The organism is Fulvimarina pelagi HTCC2506 (assembly GCF_000153705.1).
Lineage (GTDB): Bacteria > Pseudomonadota > Alphaproteobacteria > Rhizobiales > Rhizobiaceae > Fulvimarina > Fulvimarina pelagi.
Genome location: NZ_DS022272.1, coordinates 3,012,187 through 3,035,043, shown reverse-complemented (window position 1 = coordinate 3,035,043; position 22,857 = coordinate 3,012,187). Strand labels below are relative to the sequence as shown.

26 protein-coding genes are annotated in these 22,857 nt (G+C 62.2%); 11 read left to right on the top strand and 15 right to left on the bottom strand.

What is annotated here, in order from left to right; translation table 11 throughout:
* Positions 1-13: 13 nt before the first annotated feature.
* The gene (locus FP2506_RS14190) at positions 14-1,255 is read right to left on the bottom strand and encodes an MFS transporter (protein WP_050765161.1); all 1,242 of its coding nucleotides are present in this window, start codon (positions 1,253-1,255) and stop codon (positions 14-16) included.
* A 261-nt stretch (positions 1,256-1,516) separates the two neighbouring features.
* Here FP2506_RS14190 and FP2506_RS14185 point away from each other — a divergent pair, with 261 nt between their 5' ends.
* Complete coding sequence (locus tag FP2506_RS14185; protein WP_007068226.1) at positions 1,517-2,143, top strand: hypothetical protein; 627 nt, start codon at positions 1,517-1,519, stop codon at positions 2,141-2,143.
* Here FP2506_RS14185 and def read toward each other — a convergent pair.
* Entirely contained in the window at positions 2,140-2,661 is a 522-nt protein-coding gene (gene def, locus FP2506_RS14180; protein WP_007068225.1) for a peptide deformylase, read from the bottom strand. The two genes, FP2506_RS14185 and def, sit on opposite strands and share 4 nt — an antisense overlap.
* Positions 2,662-3,130: 469 nt before the next feature.
* Here def and FP2506_RS14175 point away from each other — a divergent pair, with 469 nt between their 5' ends.
* The gene (locus FP2506_RS14175; RefSeq protein ID WP_007068224.1) at positions 3,131-3,745 is read left to right on the top strand and encodes a CarD family transcriptional regulator; all 615 of its coding nucleotides are present in this window, start codon (positions 3,131-3,133) and stop codon (positions 3,743-3,745) included.
* Positions 3,746-4,289: 544 nt separating this feature from the next.
* On the top strand, positions 4,290-5,153 hold the full coding sequence (locus tag FP2506_RS14170; protein WP_040489158.1) for an RNA polymerase factor sigma-32: 864 nt from the start codon (positions 4,290-4,292) through the stop codon (positions 5,151-5,153).
* Positions 5,154-5,260: 107 nt separating this feature from the next.
* Here FP2506_RS14170 and arsH read toward each other — a convergent pair whose 3' ends face one another.
* The 6 genes from arsH to FP2506_RS14140 form a co-directional block, all read right to left on the bottom strand.
* Positions 5,261-5,992, bottom strand: a complete 732-nt coding sequence (arsH, locus tag FP2506_RS14165) for an arsenical resistance protein ArsH (RefSeq protein WP_007068221.1) — start codon at positions 5,990-5,992, stop codon at positions 5,261-5,263.
* Complete coding sequence (arsC, locus tag FP2506_RS14160) at positions 5,989-6,405, bottom strand: arsenate reductase (glutaredoxin) (protein WP_007068220.1); 417 nt, start codon at positions 6,403-6,405, stop codon at positions 5,989-5,991. The genes arsH and arsC overlap by 4 nt, the downstream gene beginning before the upstream one ends.
* 33 nt (positions 6,406-6,438) lie before the next feature.
* Complete coding sequence (locus FP2506_RS14155; protein WP_007068219.1) at positions 6,439-7,155, bottom strand: aquaporin; 717 nt, start codon at positions 7,153-7,155, stop codon at positions 6,439-6,441.
* 24 nt (positions 7,156-7,179) lie between these two features.
* Entirely contained in the window at positions 7,180-7,701 is a 522-nt protein-coding gene (locus FP2506_RS14150; protein ID WP_007068218.1) for an arsenate reductase ArsC, read from the bottom strand.
* Positions 7,698-8,060: an ArsR/SmtB family transcription factor gene (locus FP2506_RS14145; protein WP_007068217.1), complete on the bottom strand. Its 363-nt coding sequence runs from the start codon at positions 8,058-8,060 to the stop codon at positions 7,698-7,700. The genes FP2506_RS14150 and FP2506_RS14145 overlap by 4 nt, the downstream gene beginning before the upstream one ends.
* 65 nt (positions 8,061-8,125) lie before the next feature.
* The gene (locus FP2506_RS14140; protein ID WP_007068216.1) at positions 8,126-9,058 is read right to left on the bottom strand and encodes an ion channel; all 933 of its coding nucleotides are present in this window, start codon (positions 9,056-9,058) and stop codon (positions 8,126-8,128) included.
* 124 nt (positions 9,059-9,182) lie between these two features.
* Here FP2506_RS14140 and FP2506_RS14135 point away from each other — a divergent pair, with 124 nt between their 5' ends.
* A complete protein-coding gene (locus FP2506_RS14135) occupies positions 9,183-9,488 on the top strand; it encodes an Rdx family protein (RefSeq protein ID WP_040489157.1) in 306 nt (101 codons plus the stop codon).
* Between the two features lie 22 nt (positions 9,489-9,510).
* Here FP2506_RS14135 and FP2506_RS14130 read toward each other — a convergent pair whose 3' ends face one another.
* On the bottom strand, positions 9,511-9,861 hold the full coding sequence (locus FP2506_RS14130) for a DUF427 domain-containing protein (RefSeq protein WP_007068214.1): 351 nt from the start codon (positions 9,859-9,861) through the stop codon (positions 9,511-9,513).
* Between the two features lie 112 nt (positions 9,862-9,973).
* Entirely contained in the window at positions 9,974-11,344 is a 1,371-nt protein-coding gene (locus FP2506_RS14125) for an MATE family efflux transporter (protein ID WP_007068213.1), read from the bottom strand.
* A gap of 145 nt (positions 11,345-11,489) precedes the next feature.
* Here FP2506_RS14125 and FP2506_RS14120 point away from each other — a divergent pair, with 145 nt between their 5' ends.
* Together FP2506_RS14120 and FP2506_RS18105 are read left to right on the top strand one after the other, a co-directional pair.
* Positions 11,490-12,392 (top strand): histone deacetylase family protein, encoded by a 903-nt coding sequence (locus FP2506_RS14120; protein ID WP_007068212.1) that lies wholly within the window; start codon positions 11,490-11,492, stop codon positions 12,390-12,392.
* Between the two features lie 114 nt (positions 12,393-12,506).
* Positions 12,507-12,995 carry a MarR family winged helix-turn-helix transcriptional regulator gene (locus tag FP2506_RS18105; RefSeq protein WP_007068211.1) on the top strand — a complete coding sequence of 163 codons (489 nt, stop codon included), beginning with the start codon at positions 12,507-12,509 and terminating at the stop codon, positions 12,993-12,995.
* 12 nt (positions 12,996-13,007) lie between these two features.
* Here the strand turns inward: FP2506_RS18105 and ggt are convergent, their stop codons facing one another.
* Entirely contained in the window at positions 13,008-14,789 is a 1,782-nt protein-coding gene (ggt, locus tag FP2506_RS14110; RefSeq protein ID WP_007068210.1) for a gamma-glutamyltransferase, read from the bottom strand.
* A 231-nt stretch (positions 14,790-15,020) separates the two neighbouring features.
* Between ggt and FP2506_RS14105 the strand changes: the two genes are divergently transcribed.
* From FP2506_RS14105 to FP2506_RS14090, 5 genes are all read left to right on the top strand, one after another.
* Positions 15,021-15,557 carry an SRPBCC family protein gene (locus FP2506_RS14105; RefSeq protein ID WP_040489977.1) on the top strand — a complete coding sequence of 179 codons (537 nt, stop codon included), beginning with the start codon at positions 15,021-15,023 and terminating at the stop codon, positions 15,555-15,557.
* Positions 15,554-16,540: a cytochrome D1 domain-containing protein gene (locus tag FP2506_RS14100; RefSeq protein WP_007068208.1), complete on the top strand. Its 987-nt coding sequence runs from the start codon at positions 15,554-15,556 to the stop codon at positions 16,538-16,540. Before FP2506_RS14105 ends, FP2506_RS14100 begins: the two co-directional genes overlap by 4 nt.
* Before the next feature lie 230 nt (positions 16,541-16,770).
* Positions 16,771-17,130, top strand: a complete 360-nt coding sequence (locus tag FP2506_RS14095) for a hypothetical protein (RefSeq protein WP_040489974.1) — start codon at positions 16,771-16,773, stop codon at positions 17,128-17,130.
* Between the two features lie 27 nt (positions 17,131-17,157).
* Positions 17,158-17,343 carry an alpha/beta fold hydrolase gene (locus FP2506_RS19240; protein WP_007068206.1) on the top strand — a complete coding sequence of 62 codons (186 nt, stop codon included), beginning with the start codon at positions 17,158-17,160 and terminating at the stop codon, positions 17,341-17,343.
* Between the two features lie 12 nt (positions 17,344-17,355).
* Positions 17,356-17,982 (top strand): alpha/beta fold hydrolase, encoded by a 627-nt coding sequence (locus FP2506_RS14090; protein WP_007068205.1) that lies wholly within the window; start codon positions 17,356-17,358, stop codon positions 17,980-17,982.
* 133 nt (positions 17,983-18,115) lie between these two features.
* On the opposite strand, the gene FP2506_RS14085 is transcribed toward FP2506_RS14090, so the two are convergent.
* The 4 genes from FP2506_RS14085 to mnmG all read right to left on the bottom strand — a co-directional run bounded on the left by FP2506_RS14085 (position 18,116) and on the right by mnmG (position 22,769).
* The gene (locus FP2506_RS14085) at positions 18,116-19,099 is read right to left on the bottom strand and encodes a ParB/RepB/Spo0J family partition protein (RefSeq protein ID WP_007068204.1); all 984 of its coding nucleotides are present in this window, start codon (positions 19,097-19,099) and stop codon (positions 18,116-18,118) included.
* Positions 19,096-19,881 (bottom strand): ParA family protein, encoded by a 786-nt coding sequence (locus FP2506_RS14080; RefSeq protein WP_007068203.1) that lies wholly within the window; start codon positions 19,879-19,881, stop codon positions 19,096-19,098. Before FP2506_RS14080 ends, FP2506_RS14085 begins: the two co-directional genes overlap by 4 nt.
* Positions 19,882-20,137: 256 nt before the next feature.
* Positions 20,138-20,884 carry a 16S rRNA (guanine(527)-N(7))-methyltransferase RsmG gene (gene rsmG, locus FP2506_RS14075; RefSeq protein ID WP_007068202.1) on the bottom strand — a complete coding sequence of 249 codons (747 nt, stop codon included), beginning with the start codon at positions 20,882-20,884 and terminating at the stop codon, positions 20,138-20,140.
* Positions 20,874-22,769: a tRNA uridine-5-carboxymethylaminomethyl(34) synthesis enzyme MnmG gene (gene mnmG / locus FP2506_RS14070; protein ID WP_007068201.1), complete on the bottom strand. Its 1,896-nt coding sequence runs from the start codon at positions 22,767-22,769 to the stop codon at positions 20,874-20,876. The genes rsmG and mnmG overlap by 11 nt, the downstream gene beginning before the upstream one ends.
* Positions 22,770-22,857: the final 88 nt, after the last annotated feature.

Genomic DNA, 22,857 nt, shown 5'->3' with positions numbered 1-22,857 from the left:
TTGTGCGTGAAGCTCACGTCGCAGGGTTGAGCCTCGGCGCGGCCTTCTCCTCGATCGGCCAGTGAACGATAGCGGCGAAGACGCCGAGTGCGACGCCTAGCCACCAGACGGGGTCGTAGCTCCCGGTGGTCTCGCGCAGATAGCCGCCCAGCCAGACCCCGAGGAACGAGCCGACCTGGTGGGAGAAGAATACCGTACCACCCAGCAGCCCGAGATATTTCGTGCCGAACATGATCGCGACGAGGGCGTTTGTCGGCGGCACGGTGGAGAGCCAGAGAACGCCCATGACGGCCGAGAAAATGACGACGCTCGCCGGCGTGATCGGCATCAGGAGAAATGCCGCCACCGCGATCGAACGGCCGATATAGATAAGGGCGAGGAGGATCGGCTTGGGACTTTTCTGCCCGATGACGCCGGAGCCGAGCGAGCCGATGATGTTGAAAAAGCCGATCAGGGCCATGCCGACCACCGCCCAATAGGGATCGATGCCCCGATCGGCGAGAAAGGCGGGGTAATGTGCGGTGATGAAGGCTACCTGGAAACCGCAGACGAAGAAACCGCTCGTCAACAATACATAGCTGCGCGTCGCGAAAGCCTCGCGCAGGGCCTCGCCCATGGTCTGCTCGATCTGGTTGGTCGAGAGCGCCGACCCCACCTTAGGCGCGCCCTTCAACGCAACGGCGAGAAACGGAATGATCAGCATGGTTCCGGCCATGATGAAGAGGGCGTCGACCCAGCCGAAGGCGTCGATCAGGCCACGCGTGAAGGGCGCGAAGATGAACATCCCGGCCGAACCCGCCGCCGTACCGAGGCCGAAGACGAAGGAGCGCTGCTCGGGCGTCACCCGCCGGGCAAAGGCCGCGAGCACGATACCGAAGGAACCGGCCGCGACGCCGAGGCCGACCAGCAGCCCCTGCCCGATGAGGAGCCAGATCGGTGCTTCGCCAATCGCCGTCACGGCAAGCCCTGAGGCATAGAGGAGGCCGGAGAGAACGAGCACCTTCGCCGTGCCGAACTTGTCGGCTATCGCGCCGAAGATCGGCTGGCCCGCGCCCCAGAAAAGGTTCTGGATCGCGATGGCGAGCGCGAAGTCCTCGCGGGTCCAGCTGCGATCGGTGATCATCGGCAGCTGGAAGAAGCCGATCGCGGAACGTGGGCCGAAGGTGAGCAGCGCGATCAGGCACCCGGCGGAAATCGCGAGAATGGTGGCAAGCCGGGTTTCGGAGCCGGCGCTGGCGGTCGAAGGCGTCGTCATCGGGCTGGTCTGTCCCATGGCTATGCTCTGCGTGGCGGCGATCGGCCGAAACGCGAAGAGCGGTCGTATCATGCTTATGGATGAGCGAACGGTAGGCAGGCCAGGACAGCGCCCGTTCAGATTATTTCTGCGGCTTTTACGCGTCGAACTGCGCTATGAGCAAGGGATGGCTTTCACTTTCACGTTTTCCTCTGAAAGATGCAGGCTGGTTTCAGCGCATATTTGTTTGCGCAAGGCGCTCTCCGTGGAGGATCGAAACGCATGTTGTTCCCGTTTGCGCGCCTCTTATGGATCGCATCCGCATATGCAGCTATTAGCTCGCTACCTTTCCCTGCCGTCGCGCAGGGTTCAGCGGCGGGCGCCTTCGCGCCCGAAGACATCGTCGCGGTCGCGACCGGAGACTTCGACGGCAACGGCACTATGGATGCGGCGATGATCGTCTTGCCATTGGACGAGGATGCGACCGATTCCGATCTCTACGTCTTTCTCGAAGGCGCGGGCGAAGATACGCCGCCGGGCAAGCTCGCCCTTGCCCTTCATCGCAAGGCGGCGGCGTGGGGCGCAGGTCCGCTGATGGCTGGACAGGTGCCGCAACTCACCGCGCTAGAGAACGGTTCGCTGCGCATCGAAACGGAAAACACCGGCATCGGCCGCAACGCCTGGCAGCAGAAAGTCACGCTTGCATATCGCGATGGCCGGTTCCGCGTGGCCGGGTTCACCTACGAAGCTTACGACAAGCTACAGGAGGAGGATCCGCTCAGCTGCGACCTCAATCTGTTCGCCGGCACGGGCGAGCTGAACGGTGAGCCGGTCGGCTTTAAGGCTACGCGAACACCTTTCGAAGATTGGACCGAGGACGACGCGTTCCGGATCTGTGGGATCGGCTAAGCCGTCACCCGCTTCGTCCTCGCCGCTTTGGTGAATTTCTTGATCACCATGTCGCGCTTCAACTTGGACAGGTAGTCTATAAACAGCACGCCGTTCAGGTGGTCGATCTCGTGCTGCAGACAGGTGGCGAGAAGGCCCTCGGCCTCCTCCTCGTGCATCTCCCCGTCGAGCCCCAGATAGCGCACCGACACGCGCGCCGGTCGCTCCACCTCTGCGAAATATTCGGGGATCGAGAGGCAGCCTTCCTCGTAGACGCTGAAATCTTCCGAGCGCGAAACGATCTCCGGATTGAGAAAGACCCGCGGCTCTTTCGCCTCCTCTTCCTTAGAGATGTCGATGGTCAGCATCCGCAAGGGTTCACCGACCTGAATCGCTGCGAGCCCGATGCCGGGTGCCTCATACATCGTCTCCAGCATGTCGTCGGCGAAGCGCTTCAAGGCGTCGTCGACCCGCGCCACGGGCTCGGACGTCTTCCGGAGAACCGGATCGGGCAGAATGATGAGCGGCTTGATCGTCATGACTTGCAGGTAGCGACAGTTGGACAGTCGGTCAATTCGCCGTCGGGTCCGGCTTTTTGACAGTTCGATGACGTATGGGAAGAACAACGGCGCGCAGTCGCACAATTACTATGCTGCAGCGCACGTTTCCCTCCGGTTTTTGTGCAAGTGCTGGTGTCCACACCGGGATTTCCTGGTGAGAATCACTTTAATGTTGAGATTTCCGCCTTTTTGGGGTATGGTATCTCAACGAGCGGGCACTTTTGTTTTGCACCGCATCGTGCGCGAAAGGGGCGCCGGCATCACCATCTAAAAAAACAACGGCGATTTGAGCTCCATTCAAGAGCCATCGTCGGTGTGTGGCATGCTTCGTCCAGCACAACCATAGTCGATCCGCCATGAGGGCGGATTTGAATCAAACCGGCGGCATGTTCGCCGTGACGTGTCTAGCGGCTGTAGCGGCCCGACACAAGAAGGAGTTTGAAAGCGTATGAGTAGCCCCAAGAAGGCGTCCGCGAGCAAGGGCTTCAAGACCGGCGAGAGCATCGTTTATCCGGCACATGGTGTCGGCAAGATCGTCGCGATCGAAGAACAGGAAGTCGCGGGGATGAAGCTCGAACTCTTCGTCGTCGATTTCGAAAAGGACAAGATGCGCCTCAAGGTACCGGTGGCCAAGGCCAAGTCGGTCGGCATGCGCAAGCTTTCGGAGACCGATTTCGTGGATCGCGCCCTCAAGGTCGTTCAGGGCCGCGCCCGCGTGAAGAAGACTATGTGGAGCCGGCGAGCCCAGGAATACGACGCCAAAATCAATTCCGGCGATCTGATCCAGATCGCGGAGGTCGTTCGCGACCTCTACCGCGCCGACACCCAGCCAGAGCAAAGCTATTCCGAGCGTCAGCTTTATGAAGCCGCTCTCGGCCGGATGGCCCGTGAACTCGCCGCAGTGAACGAGGTCTCGGAGACCGAGGCCGTCCGGCTGATCGAGGAAAACCTCAATAAGGGTCCCAAGCGCGGACCGAAAGCCGATGCGGACGACAGTGACGACGAGGCCGGCGACGAAACGGCAGCCGACAACGACGAAGCTGAAAAGGATGAAGCTGCCTGATATTGGCGCGCATCGAACGGCCGCAATGCCTGATCGCGGCGAAATGATCGAGCCGGCCCATCACCGGGGCCGGCTTTTTTCGTGCCGATTGCGCACCTCGAACCGAACGTGAAAACCGCCGCAAGTCCAACTGCTTATCGGGCTTCCCGATCGTCCCATCGACGGGGCTGACTCCGTTGACGCGGCGACTCCGCACTGCCGTTCCTGTGCCGGCGGGGTTGATTGGTGTTAAGGTTTCCGGCATTGTCCGCCCGGATCGACCGCGCACCAACGGCTCTGAACGGGCGTTGCGCGGCGACGGCGACGATGAAAGTTCGGTTCTCCGCCTGTTCGCGACGAGCCGAAATCTGTCGTGAATTCGGACATGCGCGACGTATTCCGCCGGTCTCCTTGTCCGATACACAAACCTCTCTACATCTCGTAAAAAAGTTTCCACCTTTGGGAACGTTTCTTAGGTTGGCCGCATTACGCCATCACCGGAGCGTTGCGTGAACGGCGCAGCGCATTGGCCGAAGAAGCCTGGAACGTCTTACCGGAGGGATACATGAAGTCTCAGTCCGCTCGTCGCACGATGATCCGCGCCGCCATGGCGGCCCCCTATCTCGAGCGCGAGGAGGAATACGAACTCGCCGTCCGGTGGAAAGAAAACCGGGACCAGGAAGCCCTACACAAGATCACCTCCGCGCATATGCGCCTCGTCATCTCGATGGCTTCGAAGTTTCGCCATTTCGGTCTCGCCATGAACGACCTCATCCAAGAGGGCCATGTGGGTCTCTTGGAGGCGGCCGCCCGCTTCGAGCCCGAGCGCGAAGTCCGCTTCTCCACCTATGCCACTTGGTGGATCCGCGCCTCTATTCAGGACTATATCCTGCGCAACTGGTCGATCGTCCGCGGCGGTACCTCCTCGGCCCAGAAAGCGCTCTTCTTCAATCTTCGCCGTCTGCGCGCCCGCCTCAGCCAGGGTGCCGAGCCGATCAGCGGCAACGCCATGTATCGCGAGATCGCCGGCGCACTGAAGGTTTCGGAGAGCGACGTTGCTTTGATGGATTCGCGGCTCTCTGGCCCTGACTCGTCGCTCAACGCCCCGCTTCTCGATGATGAGTCAGGCAGCGCCGACCGCCAAGACTTCCTCGTGGCAGACGATCCCCTCCCGGACGAGACGGTTTCGGTCTCGATCGACGACGAGCGCCGCGTCACCTGGTTGACCAGCGCGCTCGACGTTCTCTCCGAGCGCGAACTGAAGATCATCCGTGAGCGCCGACTGCAGGACGACGGGGCAACCCTCGAAGCTCTCGGCACGAAGCTCGGCATCTCCAAGGAACGCGTCCGTCAGATCGAAACGCGCGCCCTCGAAAAGCTACGCTCGGCCCTGTTGGAGACCAACAAGGATCGTTCGGCCTACGTCTGAGCAAGGCTTCGACGTAATTAGTCGACTGTTTGCGACGCATACGAAAGCCGGGCCCGAAAGGGTCCGGCTTTCTTCGTTCCTCAATCGCCCACTGCGCCTCATCCACCTCAGATTCTCTTCTGGTTCACCCGCTTCGACAGCTCCGCAGCACTTTCCACGCGCTCGGAATACCGATCCGTCAGGGCCGACGAGCGGCCTCGGGTTAGATAGGTGAATTTCACGAGTTCCTCGCAGACGTCGACGACCCGTTGGTAGTAGGCAGAGGGCAGCATGCGACCGGCCTCGTCGAACTCGTTGAAGGCTTTGGCAACCGAGGACTGGTTGGGGATCGTCACCATCCGCATCCAGCGCCCGAGAATGCGCATCTGGTTGACCGCGTTGAAGCTTTGCGAACCGCCGCAGACCTGGAAGACGGCGAGCGTCTTGCCCTGGGTCGGCCGCACGGCGCCCAATGAAAGCGGGATCCAGTCGATTTGCGCCTTCATGATACCGCTCATCGCGCCGTGGCGCTCCGGGCTGAACCAGCCCATGCCCTCGGCCCACTGGGCGAGCTCGCGCAGTTCGGCGACCTTCGGGTGATCGGTCGGCGCGTCGTCGGGCAGCGGCAAGCCAGCGGGATCGAAGCTCCTGACCTCGCAGCCATACCAGGCGAGCAGGCGTCCCGCCTCTTCCTTCAGGAGCCGCGAATAGGAGCGCTCGCGCGTCGAACCGTGCAGCAGAAGGATGCGCGGCGGATGCCTTGGATCATCCGCAGAGGCGTAAAGCGCAGGATCGATCGGTGTCAGCTGGGCGGGATCGATATTCGGCAGGTCGGCGAGCGCGATATTGTCGAACTTCACGCCTTGGCTCCACTTGCGACAACGATTTCACCGTCCTCCTTGGTGAAACTCTGGACTGCGCCTTCCGGGAGAAGCTCCAGCACCGTCTCGGACGGCCGGCACAGCTTCGTGCCCCGCTCCGAAACCACGATCGGCCGGTTGATGAGGATCGGATGCGCCATCATCGCGTCGATCAGCTGATCGTCGGTGAGGCTCTCGTCGTCGAGGCCGAGCTCGTCATAGGGCGTGCCCTTCCGGCGCAAAAGCGCGCGGGGCGTCATGTTCATCTCGCCGATGAGTTCGACGAGGCGTTCCCGGCTCGGCGGGGTCTTGAGATATTCGATCACCTCCGGTTCCTCGCCGGCCTCGCGGATCATCGCGAGGACGTTGCGGGAGGTGCCGCATTTCGGGTTGTGGTAGATCGTGACAGTCATGAGTCTGCGCTTTCCAGCTTGTGGCTGACACTCTCAGTCCCGCTCATCCGCTGCCATCGAGAACCGAATGGTCAGCTTCTGGCCGGGATTGAGGAGCCATTCGAAGAGGATGACGGCGAGCACCGCGCCTACGCACTGGGCGAGGATGAAGCCCGGCACGTCGAGCGGGCGGATGCCGGAGAAGGTGTCGGTGAAGGCCCGCGCAATCGCGACGGCCGGATTGGCGAAGCTCGTCGAGGCCGTGAACCAGTAGGCGGCGGTGATGAAAAGCCCAACAAGCCACGGGATCGCATGCGGCGCAAAGCGCAGCCCGCCGAGGATGAAGCCGACGAGGCCGAAACTCGCCACGATCTCAGCCCACCATTGGGAAAGCCCTGTGCGCACATGGCCCGACAGCATCAGCGGTGGCAGCTCGAACATCACGTGCGCCGCGACTGCACCTGCGATACCGCCGGCGATCTGTACGGTCACATAGGCGAGCGCCGCGCGCCCGGCGATCGCGCCGCGAAGCCGCATCGCAAGTGTCACCGCCGGGTTGAAGTGAGCGCCTGAGATCGGCCCGAAGACTGTGATGAGCACGATGAGGATCGCCCCGGTGGCGATCGTGTTGGCGAGCAGCGCGAGCGCGACATCATCGGTCAGACGCTCGCCCATGATGCCCGAGCCGACGACGGCCGCAACGAGGACGCCGGTGCCGAGCGCCTCGGCGGTCAGCCGGCGTGGCAGATCGAATGTCGGCGTGTCGCTCATGCCAGTCCAGCCATCCTCTTCCGATCAATCCCAGTCGGGATTTGCGGCAATCGGGCTCGCGCCCTCCATCGTGCCGATCGTTTCCATCGCGTGTTTGAGGGCGCTCTTTGTCATGTTCTCCACGGGCAGGGACCGGAAGGCGAGAATGCGCGCCTCGATATGGGAGAGTGCGGCGCGGAAGGCCGCCCGCTGCTCCTCCTCGGTCCCCTCGACGCGCGAGGGATCGGCGATCCCCCAATGGCCTCGCGCCGGTGTGCCTGGCCAGACGGGACAGCTCTCGCCAGCTGCGTTGTCGCAGACGGTGATCACGAAATGCATGTCGGGGGCATCGCGCTCGGCGAACGTAACCCACGACTTCGGTTGCAGCCCGGTCGTCGAATAGCCGGCCTCTCTCAGCGTCTCGAGCGCCAGCGGGTGAACCGCGCCGCTCGGGCTACTCCCTGCCGAAAACGCGTCGAAGCGATCCTCGCATTCGGCGTTCATGACGGCCTCAGCCAGCACCGAACGTGCCGAATTGTGCGTGCAAAGAAAAAGAACGTTCCTCATTGCGCCGGGGCCTCTCGTTCGTCGCAGGACGAGGCAGCTTCCAGAGACTCGGCGAGATGGCCGCAGATTTCCAGGCGGCCACCGCAGCAATCCTCCGACAGGAAACCCAGCAGTCGGCGCATTTCATCAAAACTCGCAGCGTAGCGAATCCGCCGCCCGTCCCGCCATGACCGGAGAAGATTGGCCCGCTCCAGAGTGGAGAGGTGAAAGCTCATCCGTGTTGGTTGAACCGCGAGGTTCTCGGCGATTTCGCCCGACGGCATGCCGTTCGGACCGGCCTGAACAAGCAGGCGGTAGGCCGCGAGCCTGTCGGCGTGGGCAAGTGCAGCGAGCTGTTCGACGACGTGTTTCAGTCTCATAGTGCAATGCTACAAACATAATTGTAGGATTGCAATAAGAACAATTTCAAGAGTCGCTTCGCGGGTCAGCCTTCCGGGTTCGGAATGTTGAGCTGTTCGCCGCAGGCCTTGCAGTGCACCGCATCCGGATCGTGCCGCTGCAGCCCGCAATTAGGACACTGATGCTGCACCTTGGGAGGCTTGAAGACGGCTTGGGCGAGGTTGAAGAACAGCGAGATCCCGATGATCATAATGATGATCGAGGTCAGCTTGCCGCCTGGACCATCCAGCGTGATGTCGCCGTAGCCGGTCGTCGTCACCGAAGCCACGGTGAAGTAAAGCGCGTCGAGATAGCCCTCGAGGCCGGACGTCTGGCGAAAGAAGAAGGTGTAGATGAATCCGGTCGCCAGAAATAGAAAGGTGACGAGGTTGACGATCGCTTTCAGCGCGAGCTCGTATTCGGAATAGCTCGAGCGCCGCAAGGGCCGCCAGAGCATGCCACTGCGTGAGAGAGACCAAAGGCGGACGATCCGCAAGAACCCGAAATTGATGAAGGTCTCGGGAAAGACGAGCGTGATGAGAATCAGGACATCGAGCAGAACGAAGGGCTGGCGCGCCCAGCGCTTCAGATTGCGCGTCGCGACGGCACGTGCGCCGAGATCGGCGGCAAGGATCACCGCGACCGCATAGTCGATGGGAAGGAAATATTCCGTCCCGCGGATGATCGGTGAAACCACGAAGAGGGCGATGATCGCAAGGTCGACACAGAGGATGACTGCCTGGAAGCGTACGGCCGCAGGACTCTGACCGTGATAGAGTTTCCGAAGCCGCAGGCGTGCGCGCCCAAAGGCCGTGCGCCGGGTTTCGCGCACCGGTTCGCCGTTGTCTTCCTCCGCTTCGTCTTGTTTTTCTCGGCCGGTCCCGTCCGCGCATTGCTCCTCATCACCGGCCTGAAGCGAGTCGTTTTCGACCTGATTTTGGTCGCTCGCACCTTTCTCGGCTGTCTTGGATTTCGTCATTCAACCGCTTTCTTGCGCTTCTTACAGCGCTTCTGGCGTATTGGGCATTTGCATTGTGCCACCGATACCTGCGTAGGCGTGGACGCAGAGAGGTTTACAAAGCTAGTGGGGAGATACGCTGTTGATGCCCGATGACCACCCGAAGCGGCCAACAATAGAAATCTTCTACTGCACCCAGTGCCAGTGGCTGCTGCGCGCTGCCTGGATGGCGCAGGAGTTGCTCTCGACGTTCGGCACCGATCTCCAAAGCGTCACGCTACGGCCGGCTACCGGCGGCCGCTTCGAGATCATGTACGACGGCGAGACGATCTGGGAGCGCAAGGCGGACGGCGGCTTTCCGGAGGCCAAGGTGCTGAAGCAGCGTGTGCGCGACCGTCTCGATCCGACGCGCGATCTCGGCCACAGCGACCGACCGACGCAGCAAAACTAACCGGTCGGCAGCAGGAGTGATATCAGGCGCCGTCGTCGATGGTGACCTTCGAACGGTCGAAGGCCACCCTACCCGCGATTTCCTTTACGCCGGCGTGAGGCTCGTCATAGGCCCAGACGGCGTCCATGGCCGCCTGACCTTCAGCGGAGATGTTCCAGTAGCGCGCATCGCCCTTATGGGGACAACTCGTCTTCGTCTCGCTTTCTTTCAGGAAAGCCATGGCGACGTGATCCTTCGGAAAATAGTAGACCGGGTCGTAACCCTTTTCCCGCAGGATCAGCGCATCCTTCGTGCTTGCCAGGACCGCACCGTTGAATGTGATGTTGACGGGGCCTTCGGCCTTCTCGATCGTAATCCGGTCGTGCGTTTCCATTGCGATGTCTCCCTGAGAGTGCAGTCGAATAACGTCTTCGTTCACAAGCGTGAGCACGTCGGATCGTTCCGCCGTGCGACGCCTTGCGGCAGAGCCACAGCCTTTCGTCACCTCAAACGCTGGCAAAGGCGCGGTCGCGATTATAAGGCGTGAAGGCGAGCAGCAAAAAACCTCGTGCGCCGAGAAAAACCAGCATGGCGATCCACAATCCGGTATTGCCGAACACCGGTACCAGGGCGTTGGCGCAGATGATGAACACTGCCAGCGAGGCGATCATCATGTTGCGCATCGTCCGCGACCAGGTCGCGCCGATGAAGATGCCGTCCATGATGAAAGCGAGCGACCCAGCCAGCGGCGTCAGCGCGGCGAAGACGAGGTACGCTCCCGCCTCTGCCCGAACTTCTGAATCGGTTGCCAGGAAAGCGATCAGCGCTTCGCCGCCGATGAGAAAGATCGCCGAGAGAACGCCGGCAAGCAGAAAACCCCACAAGATCGTGAGCCTCAGAGCCCGCTCGAAGGCCGGTTGCCAATTGGCGCCAATCGAGCGGCCAGCCAGTTGTTCCGAGGCCGTCGCCATGCCGTCGAGAAAATAACCGCCGACCATGAAAAAGTTCATCAAAATGCCGTTCGCCGCCAGGGTCACGGCACCGAAGCCCGCCCCGAAACGGGCGAACAGGGTGAACGCAGACAGGAGGCAGAACGAGCGGATCATGATGTCCCGGTTGACTGCAATCATGCGCGTGAAACCAGTCCGATCCATAATACGCCGCCTTGAGGGCTTCTCGTTCGGGTCGAAGCCGCGCAGGACGACGATCAAGCCGACCAGAGCGCCCGCCGCCTCGCCGCACACGGTGCCGAGCGCCACCCCGAAGATGCCCCAGCCGAGGACGAGGCCGAACAGGATCGACAGCACGATGTTCACGCCATTGACGACGATCTGCAGCGCCAGCCCCAGATTGCCCCGCCCGAGACCAAGTACATAGCCGAGGATGGCGTAGTTCAGCAGCGCAAAGGGCGCCGAAAACATTCGGACGAAGACATATTCGCGCACAGTCTCGGCAACGCCCTCTCCCGGCGATACGGCGAGAAGCCCCAGCCAGACGATCAGCGGTTCGGCAAAGATGAGAAACAGACCGATGCCGAAGGCGAGGATCGCCGCGCGCCAGAACACGGCCTGCCCTTCCCGGCCATCTTCCGCGCCTAGAGCCTGAGCCGTGAGGCCAGTTGTTCCCGAGCGGATGAAATTGCAGGTGGCGAAGGCGAAGTCGAAAATGAGCGCTCCTACCGTCAGGCCACCCAGCGCCACTGCGTCGCCGACGCGTCCGACAACCGCGACATCGGTCAGTCCGATCAGCGGTGTCGTCAGGAAGGCGAAGGTCATCGGGATGGTGATCGCCCAGATCATGCGGTTGGTCACGTCGAACGGGCGTTTCCGGCGTCCCGGCTCCGCCCCGCGTACATCCTCGATCCCGGCTTCGCTCATCGATAGTCCCTACCGCGCTCTGCCGCTCTTTGAGCGCATCTCACGCTCATAACACAGGGCTTTCCGCGTGGCGTCTCGCCGCAATCCGGCGTTGTCGCATCCCCGAATACTCCCGTTGCCGACGCCTGATCCCATATGCGGCGGAATGTGCCTGCCGATCGTTCATCATCCCGCATTCGACGCCCGCTTCGACGAAGCCCATCGTTTTCCAATGTCGAAGTTTTCACGTCTTGCAAAAATTCTTAAGGAAGACGGCCTCGACGGCCCGAACGGTTTCTACGTTCCGGCTCCCGCCCTTCCCGGCTGGCTACAGCTTGCGCACGATGCCCGATATGTCGATCAGGTCCTTGGCGCCAACGTGCCGCCCGCGACGGAGAAGGCAATCGGTTTCGTGGTCGATCCAGCCGTTGCGCTGCGTTCGCGAACGGCGACCGGCGGAACGGTGCTGACGGCCCGGCTTGCCCTCGGCGAGGGCCTTGCCTGTAATACGGCGGGTGGGAGCCACCATGCGAGCGCCACTGGTGGTGCCGGATTTTCAGTTTTCAACGACGTCGCCGTCGCCGCGAAGGTGCTGCTCGCCGACGGCGACGTCGATCGAATTCTTATCGTCGACTGCGACGTCCATCAGGGCGACGGCACAGCCCGGATCTTTGAAGGCGACAGCCGCGTCTTCACTTTCTCCGTCCACGGCGAAAAGAATTATCCGGCGGTCAAAGCCAATTCCGACCTCGACCTTTCGCTACCCGACCGCACCGGTGACACGGCCTATCTCGAAGCTCTGATACCTGCTCTCGATCAAGCCTTCGAGCAGGCGAAACCCGATTTCGCCTTCTTCAACGCAGGCGTCGATCCTCACACGGATGACCGCCTCGGCCGCCTCTCTCTCAGCGATGAAGGCCTTGCCGAACGCGACCGGCGGGTGATCGGCTTCCTTCGCGACCGCCAGATCCCGGTCGCCTGCGTCATCGGCGGCGGCTATTCACGCGACATCGAAACCCTTGCGCGCCGACATTCGATCGTTCACCGTGTCGCGAGAGAGTTCACTTGATGCAGGGGTCGACGACCGTCCATCGGAAACTCCGGTCAAAATTGACCCATGCGACGTAGTGGAAGTTGGTCTCGCTAAAGCATTTCCTATCGGAATGAGCGGCATGGCGGCACGATGACTCTTCTGGTCAACCAACAGATCGCTCTGGGCCTCTTCGACGCCGCGCGGCTCCTGCGCGAGGCTTTCGAACACGCACACCGCGACATGAAGATCACTTGGCCGCAGATTCGCATCATGGGGCGGCTTTATGTGCAGGAAGGGATAGCCCAGTCCGAGATCGGAGCCCAACTGGAAATGGATCCGATGACGATTTCGCGTCAGATCGATCGTCTTGTCGACCTCGGTTTCGTCGAGCGGCGCACGGAGCAGCGAGACCGCCGGCTTCGCAAGTTATACCTGACGCGTCACTCGCGCATTCTGCGCGAGGATATCGAGAAGCGTACCCAAAGCGTCCTGAATACAGCCCTTCACGGTTTCGACGCCGAGCGACAGGCAAGCTTCCTGGAAATGCTGAAGACCTTCGCCGACAATCTATGCGAGCCGGGCTCCGACGGCACGCCGAGCCGTTCCCGTACGAAGTTCAGGGCCGCGAACGAAGCCTGAGGCGAGCGGTTGTCAGTCTCCGACGGCAACGCCTTCGCGGCGCGGATCGGCGCCGCCAAGCAGCCCGTCGAGGGTCATTTCAAGGATGTGCAGTCCGGAATTGAGATCGCGCACGTTCACCTGGTAGCCAATGCCGACCAGCGAAGCGGCAAGATCGGCCGCAGCCGTTTCCTCCTCGACATCGTATTCACCGAACCGATTGACGAGATGAGGCAGGCTCGCTGCTTCCTGGGGATCGAGTTCCCAGTCGATCAGGCTGATCAACGCTTGCGCCACATAGCCGATGATGCGACTGCCGCCCGGCGAACCAAGCACATAAAGGGGTTCACCGTCCTTCAAGACGATAGTTGGCGCCATCGAGGAGCGCGGCCGCTTGCCCGGCGCGACCGCATTGGCGATCGGCAGGCCATTCTCGTGCGTTTCGAAGGAAAAGTCGGTCAGTTCGTTGTTGAGGAGGAACCCTCCCACCATCAGCCGCGAGCCGAAGCCATTTTCGATCGTCGTCGTTAATGAAACGACATTACCGGTTTCGTCGGCGATCGAGACATGGCTGGTCGACGGCAGCTCTATGGACTTATCGTCCCCCAGTATTTTCGCATGATCCCACGGCGGTGTGCCGGGCTGGACCTCCCCAGCCGCGAGAACCCGTTCCTCGGCAATCAGCGCAGAGCGGTCGGCGAGATAATCCTCGTCGATCAGGCCATCGACCGGGACCGCAACATGATCGGTATCGGCCATGTATCGGCCCCTGTCCGCGAAGGCGAGGCGCGAGGCTTCGCCGATCAGCCGCCAGCTCTCGACATTCATGAAGCCGAGGCCGGCGAGATCGAACGGCTCGACCATCTTCAGGATCTGCCCGATGGTGAGCGCGCCGGAGGATGGGGGGCCCATGCCGCAGACATCGTGCGCCCGATAGGTGACGCAGACAGGCTCTCGTTCGACCACGCGGTAGTTTTCCAGATCGACGCGGGAAAGAACACCCGGATTGCCCTCGGCATCCCGTACTGCTTCCACAATCTTGTCGGCGAGCGGCCCGCGATAGAAGGCGCTCGGCCCCTCCTCGGCAATCACCTGCAGTGTCGCCGCATAGGGAACGTTGGTCAGTGTCTCGCCGGCCGCTAAAGGCCTTCCGTCGGCATGAAAGAAGTAACCACGGGTACCTGGATAGCGCGACAGCCGTTCTTTGTCCTCTGCGATCGCATCGGCGAGGCGCGGCGAGACCGGAAAGCCTTCGAGAGCCACCGCGATCGCCGGCTGGAGCACGGTCCGCCACGGCAGCTTCCCGTAGCGCTCGTGGGTTTCGGCCATCAGCATCACCGTGCCGGGCGTCCCGACAGAGCGGCCGCCCACCACAGCATCGAAGAATTCGAGCGGCTTTCCGTCATCGTCGAGGAAGAGTCTGGGCGTCGCCAAAGCCGGCGCTGTCTCGCGGCCGTCGAACGTCGTCAGCCGCTCCGCTTCGCCGTCGAAATAGACCAGAAACGCACCGCCCCCGACACCGGAGGATTGCGGTTCAACGAGGCCAAGCACGAACTGGGTCGCGACCATCGCATCGATGGCGTTGCCGCCGGCGCGCAGCATCGCGAGACCCGCCTCGGCAGCGAGCGGATGGGCCGACGCCACCATATGCCGCGCCGCTCGAACGGCACCCCGTACCTCTTCGACCACCTTTGCTGTGGAACCGCCCCGTTCGGGCTGGACCGCATCGCTCGCCTGATCCTGCGCGATCGACGGAGAGGCGCCAGCAACAAAGAGGGCGAAGACAGTGAGATGGATGGATCGACGAAGACGCATCGGTGGACCTTTCAAAGGCAGTCCGACGACAAATCGGAGGAGAGGTAGGTTTATCGCCGGTCAGCCGCGTCAAGACGCCCGCCCTCGGCGGATATCTTCCCGATCCCGTGAGGATCGCACACCTCGCCTTTTCTTCGCCGCCTGTTTGTCGATATTGTCCGCCGCAGCACAGGCGCCCCGGCCATGGGAGAGAGTCCGGTCGGGCGCCGCCGTTCCAAAGAGGAGGATTTTGTGTCCAGACGTTTGTTGAGTATTGCGGCCGCTTGCGTGGTCATTCCGTCGCTTGCCTTCGCCCATGGCCCTACACGGCAGAAGACGAGCGAAAGCATCGAGATCAACGCCGCGCCAGAACAGGTCTGGGCAGTTCTAGGTGATTTCGCCGACATGTCATGGCACCCGCGCGTCGAATCGGTCGAGGCGAGCGACGGCAACAACAAGGGTTCCATACGCACGATCACCTACAGCTCGGGCGAGACCATGGAGGAGGAGCTGTCGCGCTTCGACGCCGACCGGATGCGTTTCGGGACCTTTATCGGCCAGACGAATATCGAGGTAATCCCGGCGACGAACTACTCGTCCAACGTCATGGTCGAGGCGGGTGAAAGCGAGGGCACCTCGGAAGTCACCTGGAGCGCTGCTTTCTACCGCGGCTATCCCAATAACGATCCGCCGGCCGAGCTCAACGACGAGGCAGCCGTAGAAGGCATTGGCGCTTACATTACCGAAGGTCTCGAAGGCCTGAAGCAGGCCGTCGAAGCCGGGTCGTGATCGCATACGACACCGCGGCGCGAGCGCTGGGATCTCTCACGCTCGCGGCCGTGCTGACGGCGGCCGGCCCTGCATTCGCAGCGGAACGCGCCTTCGTGACCAACCAGGACGGCGAGACCGTTTCGATCGTTGATCTCGAGACGATGGACGTGACCGGCTTGATCGAAATGTCGGGCAAGCCTGCCGGTATCGCCGTGACTGATCGCTACGCCTATGTCTCGCGTCCCGAGGCAAAGGCGATCGGCGTGATCGATCTCAAGACCGGCAATACCCTGCCCGAGATCGATGTCGGCGGCGGACCGCTCGGCATCGCAGTCCATCCCTCTGGGAGCCCCATTTACGTTGCCGACTGGTTCTCCCATTCGCTGCTCGTAGTCGATCCGCAGACCCGAGAGGTCACACAGAAATTCGAGACCGGAGAGTCGCCTTCGGGCGTCGCGATCTCGGCTGATGGCGGAACCGTCGTAACGGCCGACCGGGACTCCAACCAAGTCTCCTTCATCGACACCACGACAGGCGAGGCCGATGCCCGTGTCACGGTCGGCGAGCGACCCTTCGGCGTGACGATCTCTCCTGATCAGAGCCGTGTCTACGCCGTCAATGTCGGCAGCAACGACGTCACCGTCCTCGACATGGCCTCGCACAAGACATTGGCGACCGTGTCCGTCGGATCCCACCCATATGCCGCGGCAGAAGCGAACGGACGCGTCTTCGTCACTGATCAGTACGGCGGGACGCTCTCCGTCTTCGACGCCGCCACATTCGAACCGGTCGACGAGATCGTCGTCGGGGAATATCCGGAAGGCATCGAGGCAAGCGCGGACGGCCGCTTCGTCTACGTCGCCAACTGGTTCGATAATACCCTTGCCAAGGTCGATACCGAAACGCTCGAAGTGACTGCAACCATCGAGGTGGGAAGCGGACCGCGTGCCTTCGGTAATTTCATCGCCGGCAAGGCGACCGATAAGGATGTGAACGAATGACCCAAACGAACACGCTTTCGACCGCCCGTTTCGCGCTCGCAGCCCTAGGCGCCTCCGCGATGATTCTCGCGCTTCCAGTTACGGGATACGCGCAAAGTACCGCGCCGACCTCGCAGCCCGGCACTCAGAGCGAAGGGCAAGCTGCGACGGACATCGGCGGACATACGATGCAGCCAGGCGCCACCACGGGCGAGGCCGGCCAGCCGGGAACGCTTTCCCAATCCGGCACCATGCCCGCCCCGCGCTCGCCTGTCGTCGGTTCCGGCGGTTCGGCGAGCCCAGTCCTGCCGGGCCAGACGCCGAGCGCCTCGACTGCGGACTATCCGACGATCGTTTCTGCCGATTACGTCTTCGGTTGCATGGCGACAAACGGTCAGACCCGTACGGCGCTGGAACAGTGCTCATGCTCGTTCGACGTCGTCGCCTCGCTGATCTCCTACCGGGACTATGTCGACGCCTCGACCTTTCTCTCCATGGGACAGGTGACGGGCGAGAAAGGCGTTCTCTTCAAGTCGAGCGCCCAAGCCAAGGAATCGGTCGGCAATCTCCGGCGAGCTCAGGCGGAAGCCGAAATCCGCTGCTTCGAATAGGCTGATTGCGAAACCGGAAACCGGTCGATGGCGGCGCATTCGCTCACCGAAACCACCGCCACCTCGGCCGGCACCGTCGCCTGGGGTCGCGCGGGATCCGGACAGGACCTCATACTCGCACATGGCTGGCCATGGTCCTCCGTTAGCTGGCATCGGATCATTCCGGCGCTCGCGGAGCGCTACCGGGTCCACTGGTACGACATGCCGGATTAAGGGCAGTCCCAGATGAGCGACGCGCGGCCGTCATCGATCGCTGTCCAGGGCGAGATCTTCGGCGAAATGCTCGATCACTGGGGCCTTGCGAGCCCGCTGGTCGTCGCCCATGACTTCGGCGGCGCCGTCACCCTGCGTGCCCATCTCCTCGGCGGGCGCGACTATGCCGGATACGTCCTGATGAATGTCGTCGCCATGCGCCCTTGGGGCTCGGCCTTTTTCGAGCACGTGAAACGCCATATCAAAGCCTTCACCGGTCTGCCGCCGCATATTCATGAGGCCATCGTCCGGGCCTATGTGAGGAGCGCCATCGCGACTGCAATCAGCGAGGACGATGTCGAGGCGCTGGTCGCGCCTTGGCTTTCCGAGGCCGGCCAAGTGAGCTTCTATCGTCAGTTCGCGCAAGCCGACGAGCGCTACACCGCCGAGGCAGAGCCGCATTTTGGCGAGGTCCGATGCCCAGTCGCGATCCTATGGGGCGAACAGGATCCCTGGATTCCGATCGACCGGGGCCGCGCGCTACACGAGGCGATGCCGCAGGCCGTTTTCGAGGTGCTTCCCGAAGCCGGTCATCTGCCGCAACTCGAAGCACCCGACCGGGTGCTGACCGCGCTTGAGAAGCACCTCGACTGCGCATGATCGGATTCAAAGTCGATCAGCCCGAAAGACGCCTAATGAGCCAGCGCTCACGTCAAACAGGTCCGAGGTAAGACGACTTCTTGGCTGCGGTCAGACACACCGACGATAGCTCCGGCTGCGTCCCAGTCGTCCCCTATCCTGCCAGCCCCAGACGCTGCAGAATGTGACTCAGTTCTTCGGCCGACCTGTAATCGATCTTCAGGCTGCCCTTCGAGGGCTTGCCCTTGAGAGCGACGTTCATCGCCAGATGATCGGCGAGCCGTTGCTCGATCTCCGCCATCTCCGCGGATGGCGTCCGCTTCCTCGCGGCCGAAGTTCCCGATCCCTCACCAAGATCGTTCACCCCCTCGCCCGAATTTGCGGCGCCTGTGGAACGAGCAAGTTCCTCTGCCTCACGCACGCTTAGTCCGTCCTTGACGATCAGCCGCGCGACCGTTTCCGGATCGTCCGAGCCGATCAGCGTTCGCGCCGCGCCGGCGGAGAGGTCGCCGTCGACCACCATCTTGCGCACGACGTCGGGCAGGTTCAACAGCCGCAGCATGTTCGCCACATGGCTACGGCTCTTAGCCAGCGCCTCGGCAAGGTCGGCCTGGGTGTAGCCGTGCTCGTCGATCAGGCGTTCGTATGCGAGCGCCTCCTCGATGGCATTGAGGTCGGTGCGTTGGACGTTCTCGATCAGCGCGATCTCGATGGACTGGCGATCGTCGATGTCACGCACGACGACAGGAATCTTTTCAAGACCAGCAGCCTTTGCCGCCCGGAAGCGTCGCTCACCGGCGACAATTTCGAAGGTCTCGGGCCTGTCGGGATTGGGCCGTACGAGCAACGGCTGCACAATGCCGTGCTTTTTCACCGACTGTGCGAGATCGGCGATGTCCGCTTCGCTGAAAGTGCGGCGCGGATTGTTCGGATTGGCGAGGACCGCTTCGAGCGGTACCTGCCGATCGGGCCGCACAGCTTCCTCACGATCGCGCTGCCTCGGCTGGAAGCCGCCATGGGTCTCCCCGCCGCCGATGAGGGCCGCGAGGCCCCGCCCCAACCGCTGGCGTGATCGATCTTCGCTCATCCCTGTCGTTCCGTCGTCTTTGCGGGCTGCCTGCTCAGGTCTCTTCGTCATGCCGCCGCAAGCCTTTTCTCTCGCTGAATGACTTCGGATGCGAGCGCGATATAGGCCTGGCTGCCGGGGCATTTCATGTCGTAGAGGATCGCCGGCTTGCCGAAAGACGGCGCTTCTGAAACGCGCACATTGCGCGGGATCACCGTCTGGTAGACGCTCTCGCCCATGTAGGCCCGCACATCCCGCACGACCTGTGCCGCAAGGTTGTTGCGCCCGTCGAACATGGTCAGCACGATGCCGTGCAGGTCGAGTTCGGGGTTCAGGCTGTCGCGCACCTCTTCGACTGTCTGAAGCAGTTGGCTGAGGCCCTCCAGGGCGAAGAACTCGCATTGCAACGGCACGAGCACCGAATCGGCTGCGGCCATTGCGTTGATCGTCAAAAGATTCAGCGACGGCGGGCAGTCCATCAGCACGAAGTCGAACCGAGCCTCCCGCTTTTCGTGCTCACGCAGCGCATCACGCAACCGGTAGGCCCGGCGATCGGCACTCGAGATCTCCATTTCGAGACCGAGCAGATCAAGTGTCGATGGAATGAGGGAGAGTTCCGGCACCGCCGTCGGGATCGCAGCCTCCTCGACCGAAGCCCGCTCGGTGAGCAGGTCGTAGGACGAGACCTCCCGGTCGTCCTTCTCGATCCCAAGCCCCGTCGAGGCATTGCCCTGCGGATCGAGATCGACGAGCAGCACGCGCTTGCCGACCGCAGCGAGAGCCGTGGCCAGATTGATGGCGGTTGTGGTCTTTCCTACCCCGCCCTTCTGATTGGCTATCGTGATGACGCGCATGGCGTTTTCATCGTCCTCATCGGTCTAACCAGAGGCTTCATATCCTCGCCGCAAGCTGTTCTAATAGGCGCGGCAGCCTCGATCTTATTCGCAACGCGGCTTTACAGCATCGGACTCATCGATGCCATGCCACGCTTCGTTTTACCGGTCTTGATCGAAGACCATAGCCAGCATCCTACGGCAACGGAATCCCAAGCCACGCATCATCCACCGCTCAACGCCTCGGTGAGCCCTTCATTTCGGCCGTGAATCCCGGTCAGAGCGGTCGAACCGCGCTCAGTTCGAGGATCACCGAGCCCTCCACCAATTGCGAACCGTGCGTCTTCAATTCGAACGACCACCGCTCCCGCGCCGCCGCAATCTCCACTTCATGGCTTGCTCCCTTTGCGAAAAAGCAGCGAGTCTCGGCCGAAATATGCGGCGAGACGAGCCCAAGGAGCCTGTCCAGAGACGCAACAGCGCGGGCCGTCACCACTTCGGACTGCCTCAGAGCATGCCCCGACGCCTCGATCCGCCGGGCGTGCACATGAGTATTGAGGCCGAGCTCGTCCGCCACCGCGCGCAGAAAGGTCGCCTTCTTGCCGACGCTCTCGACCAGGTGCACCTTCGCTTCCGGACGCATGATCGCGATAACGATCCCAGGCAAACCGCCGCCGGAACCAAGATCGGCGCCAGTCTCAAACGGCGGCAGAAACGCTTCGAGCTGCAGGGAGTCTGCGATATGCCGTTCCCAGACCGTCGCGAGCGTCGAGGGCGCGACGAGGTTCATCCGCGTCTGCCAGTCGGTGAGCATCGCGACATAGCGATCGAGCGCCGTCAGTGTTTCACGTGAAACATCGAAGCGGGCTGTAAAGCGCTCACGGTCTTCCGCTTGAAGACGCGCGAGTTCTGCGGGCTCAATACCCAGCGATTTCGGCGGACGTGTCTCGGACAGCGCAGATAGCTGACTGCGGCTGGACGGCGTCCGGCTCTCGCTGTTTCGGCGCGAGCGATCAGGCCGCATGTTTCACTTCGTTGCGCCGGATCGCAACGAGGATGAGCGCGAGCGCCGCCGGCGTCATGCCGTCTATCCGCTCGGCCTCGGCAAGTGTCTGCGGGCGCCGGCTCGCGAGCTTTTGGCGGAGTTCGTTCGAGAGACCGGGCAGGCTTTTCAGATCGAGCTCCGTCGGAATTACGCGGTTCTCGTCACGGCGAAGACGGTCCTGGTCCTTCCTCTGGCGATCCAAATAGACGTCGTAGGCGGCCTCGATTTCGGTCCGCTCGCGCGTCTTCCCGGCGATCTTGCCAAGTTCCGGCCAGATCGCCGACAGCCGACCGAGATCGATCCCCGCCTGAGAGAGAAGTTGCCAGGCCGAACGCCGCCGGCCATCCTTGTTTAGCGATAGCCCATGCTTGGCAGCCTCGTTCGGCGTCAAGGTTCGCTCTTCAAGCAAAGCGCGGCCTTTGGCAAGACCTTCCTCGCTTTTCAGGAAGCGCTCGGTCCGCTCAGCACCCGCGATCCCTAGTTCGACGGCGAGCGGCGTCAGGCGGCGGTCCGCGTTGTCGGCGCGTAGCGACAGGCGGAACTCGGCCCGGGAGGTGAACATGCGATAGGGTTCAGTGACGCCGGTCCGGGTCAGATCGTCCACCATCACGCCAAGATAAGCATCGGCCCGGCCAACGGCGACGGGCGCCGCTTTGCCGGCTAAGCAGGCTGCATTCAAGCCGGCTAATAAGCCCTGTGCGGCTGCTTCCTCATAGCCCGTCGTACCGTTGATCTGGCCCGCGAGGTAAAGCCCCCTCGCCTTTCGAACGGCGAGATGCCGATCGAGTTCACGTGGGTCGATATGATCATATTCAATCGCATAGCCCGCCCTCAGAATCTCGACATTCTCAAGCCCGGGGATCGACCGTAGGAATTCGAGTTGCACATCTTCCGGCATCGATGTCGAGAGACCGTTCGGATAGACCGTGTGATCGTCGAGACCTTCCGGCTCCAGAAACACCTGATGGCCGTCGCGATCGCCGAACTTGACAATCTTGTCCTCGATCGACGGGCAATAGCGCGGGCCAACCCCCTCGATCTGCCCGGAATAGAGCGCTGACTTGCGGATATTATCCCGAATGATCCGATGGGTATCGGGCGTCGTGCGGGTCACACCGCACTCGATCTGGCGGTTCGTGATCCGGTCGGTCAGATAGGAGAACGGCACCGGCTCGTCGTCCGCCGCCTGGCTTTCGATGGATGCCCAATCAATAGTGCGACCGTCTAGCCGGGCCGGCGTGCCAGTCTTCAGCCGCCCAAGCGAAAGACCGAGGCGCTTCAGCGTTCCCGAAAGGCCGACGGAGGGGTCCTCACCCATCCGACCCGCCGGAATTCGCTGCGTACCGATATGGATGAGGCCGGAGAGGAAGGTCCCCGTCGTAAGCACCACCGCGCCACAGGCGAGCCGCCGCCCGTCTGCGAAGATCACGCCCTGAACCTCGCCTTCCGGTGTCAAATCGAGGTCGAAGACATCGCCTTCGACGACCGACAGGTTCGCATGTGCGGCGATCTTTGCCTGCATGGCTTCGCCATAGAGCTTGCGGTCGGCCTGGGTGCGCGGGCCGTGCACCGCTGGGCCCTTGGATCGGTTCAGCATGCGAAACTGTATGCCGGCGGCATCCGCCACCTCACCCATCAGCCCGCCGAGCGCATCGATCTCTCGCACGAGATGGCCCTTGCCGATGCCGCCGATCGCCGGATTGCAGCTCATCGCGCCAATCGTATCGAAGCGATGGGTAACGAGGACCGTCGTGGCTCCAAATCGCGCCGAGGCGCTTGCCGCTTCGCATCCGGCATGACCGCCGCCGATGACGACAACATCGGCGCTGTCCGGAAAACCTCGATTGGCGTGCGGGTTGGTCATGGCATATTCCTCAGGATTTCCCGAGTGTTCCGTCAGCTTCAATTTCAGCGTTTTGGTCTCTATAATCGCTGCATGCGGCTGTCACAAT

Excerpts from the sequence above, each read along its gene's own strand:
- FP2506_RS14190 (WP_050765161.1), bottom strand. The coding sequence starts at position 1,255 with ATGACGACGCCTTCGACCGCCAGCGCCGGCTCCGAAACCCGGCTTGCC.
- FP2506_RS14185 (WP_007068226.1), top strand. The coding sequence starts at position 1,517 with ATGTTGTTCCCGTTTGCGCGCCTCTTATGGATCGCATCCGCATATGCA.
- def (WP_007068225.1), bottom strand. The coding sequence starts at position 2,661 with ATGACGATCAAGCCGCTCATCATTCTGCCCGATCCGGTTCTCCGGAAG.
- FP2506_RS14175 (WP_007068224.1), top strand. The coding sequence starts at position 3,131 with ATGAGTAGCCCCAAGAAGGCGTCCGCGAGCAAGGGCTTCAAGACCGGC.
- FP2506_RS14170 (WP_040489158.1), top strand. The coding sequence starts at position 4,290 with ATGAAGTCTCAGTCCGCTCGTCGCACGATGATCCGCGCCGCCATGGCG.
- arsC (WP_007068220.1), bottom strand. The coding sequence starts at position 6,405 with ATGACTGTCACGATCTACCACAACCCGAAATGCGGCACCTCCCGCAAC.
- FP2506_RS14155 (WP_007068219.1), bottom strand. The coding sequence starts at position 7,155 with ATGAGCGACACGCCGACATTCGATCTGCCACGCCGGCTGACCGCCGAG.
- FP2506_RS14150 (WP_007068218.1), bottom strand. The coding sequence starts at position 7,701 with ATGAGGAACGTTCTTTTTCTTTGCACGCACAATTCGGCACGTTCGGTG.
- FP2506_RS14145 (WP_007068217.1), bottom strand. The coding sequence starts at position 8,060 with ATGAGACTGAAACACGTCGTCGAACAGCTCGCTGCACTTGCCCACGCC.
- FP2506_RS14140 (WP_007068216.1), bottom strand. The coding sequence starts at position 9,058 with ATGACGAAATCCAAGACAGCCGAGAAAGGTGCGAGCGACCAAAATCAG.
- FP2506_RS14135 (WP_040489157.1), top strand. The coding sequence starts at position 9,183 with ATGCCCGATGACCACCCGAAGCGGCCAACAATAGAAATCTTCTACTGC.
- FP2506_RS14130 (WP_007068214.1), bottom strand. The coding sequence starts at position 9,861 with ATGGAAACGCACGACCGGATTACGATCGAGAAGGCCGAAGGCCCCGTC.
- FP2506_RS14125 (WP_007068213.1), bottom strand. The coding sequence starts at position 11,344 with ATGAGCGAAGCCGGGATCGAGGATGTACGCGGGGCGGAGCCGGGACGC.
- FP2506_RS14120 (WP_007068212.1), top strand. The coding sequence starts at position 11,490 with ATGTGCCTGCCGATCGTTCATCATCCCGCATTCGACGCCCGCTTCGAC.
- FP2506_RS18105 (WP_007068211.1), top strand. The coding sequence starts at position 12,507 with ATGACTCTTCTGGTCAACCAACAGATCGCTCTGGGCCTCTTCGACGCC.
- ggt (WP_007068210.1), bottom strand. The coding sequence starts at position 14,789 with ATGCGTCTTCGTCGATCCATCCATCTCACTGTCTTCGCCCTCTTTGTT.
- FP2506_RS14095 (WP_040489974.1), top strand. The coding sequence starts at position 16,771 with ATGCCCGCCCCGCGCTCGCCTGTCGTCGGTTCCGGCGGTTCGGCGAGC.
- FP2506_RS19240 (WP_007068206.1), top strand. The coding sequence starts at position 17,158 with ATGGCGGCGCATTCGCTCACCGAAACCACCGCCACCTCGGCCGGCACC.
- FP2506_RS14090 (WP_007068205.1), top strand. The coding sequence starts at position 17,356 with ATGAGCGACGCGCGGCCGTCATCGATCGCTGTCCAGGGCGAGATCTTC.
- FP2506_RS14085 (WP_007068204.1), bottom strand. The coding sequence starts at position 19,099 with ATGACGAAGAGACCTGAGCAGGCAGCCCGCAAAGACGACGGAACGACA.
- FP2506_RS14080 (WP_007068203.1), bottom strand. The coding sequence starts at position 19,881 with ATGCGCGTCATCACGATAGCCAATCAGAAGGGCGGGGTAGGAAAGACC.
- rsmG (WP_007068202.1), bottom strand. The coding sequence starts at position 20,884 with ATGCGGCCTGATCGCTCGCGCCGAAACAGCGAGAGCCGGACGCCGTCC.
- mnmG (WP_007068201.1), bottom strand. The coding sequence starts at position 22,769 with ATGACCAACCCGCACGCCAATCGAGGTTTTCCGGACAGCGCCGATGTT.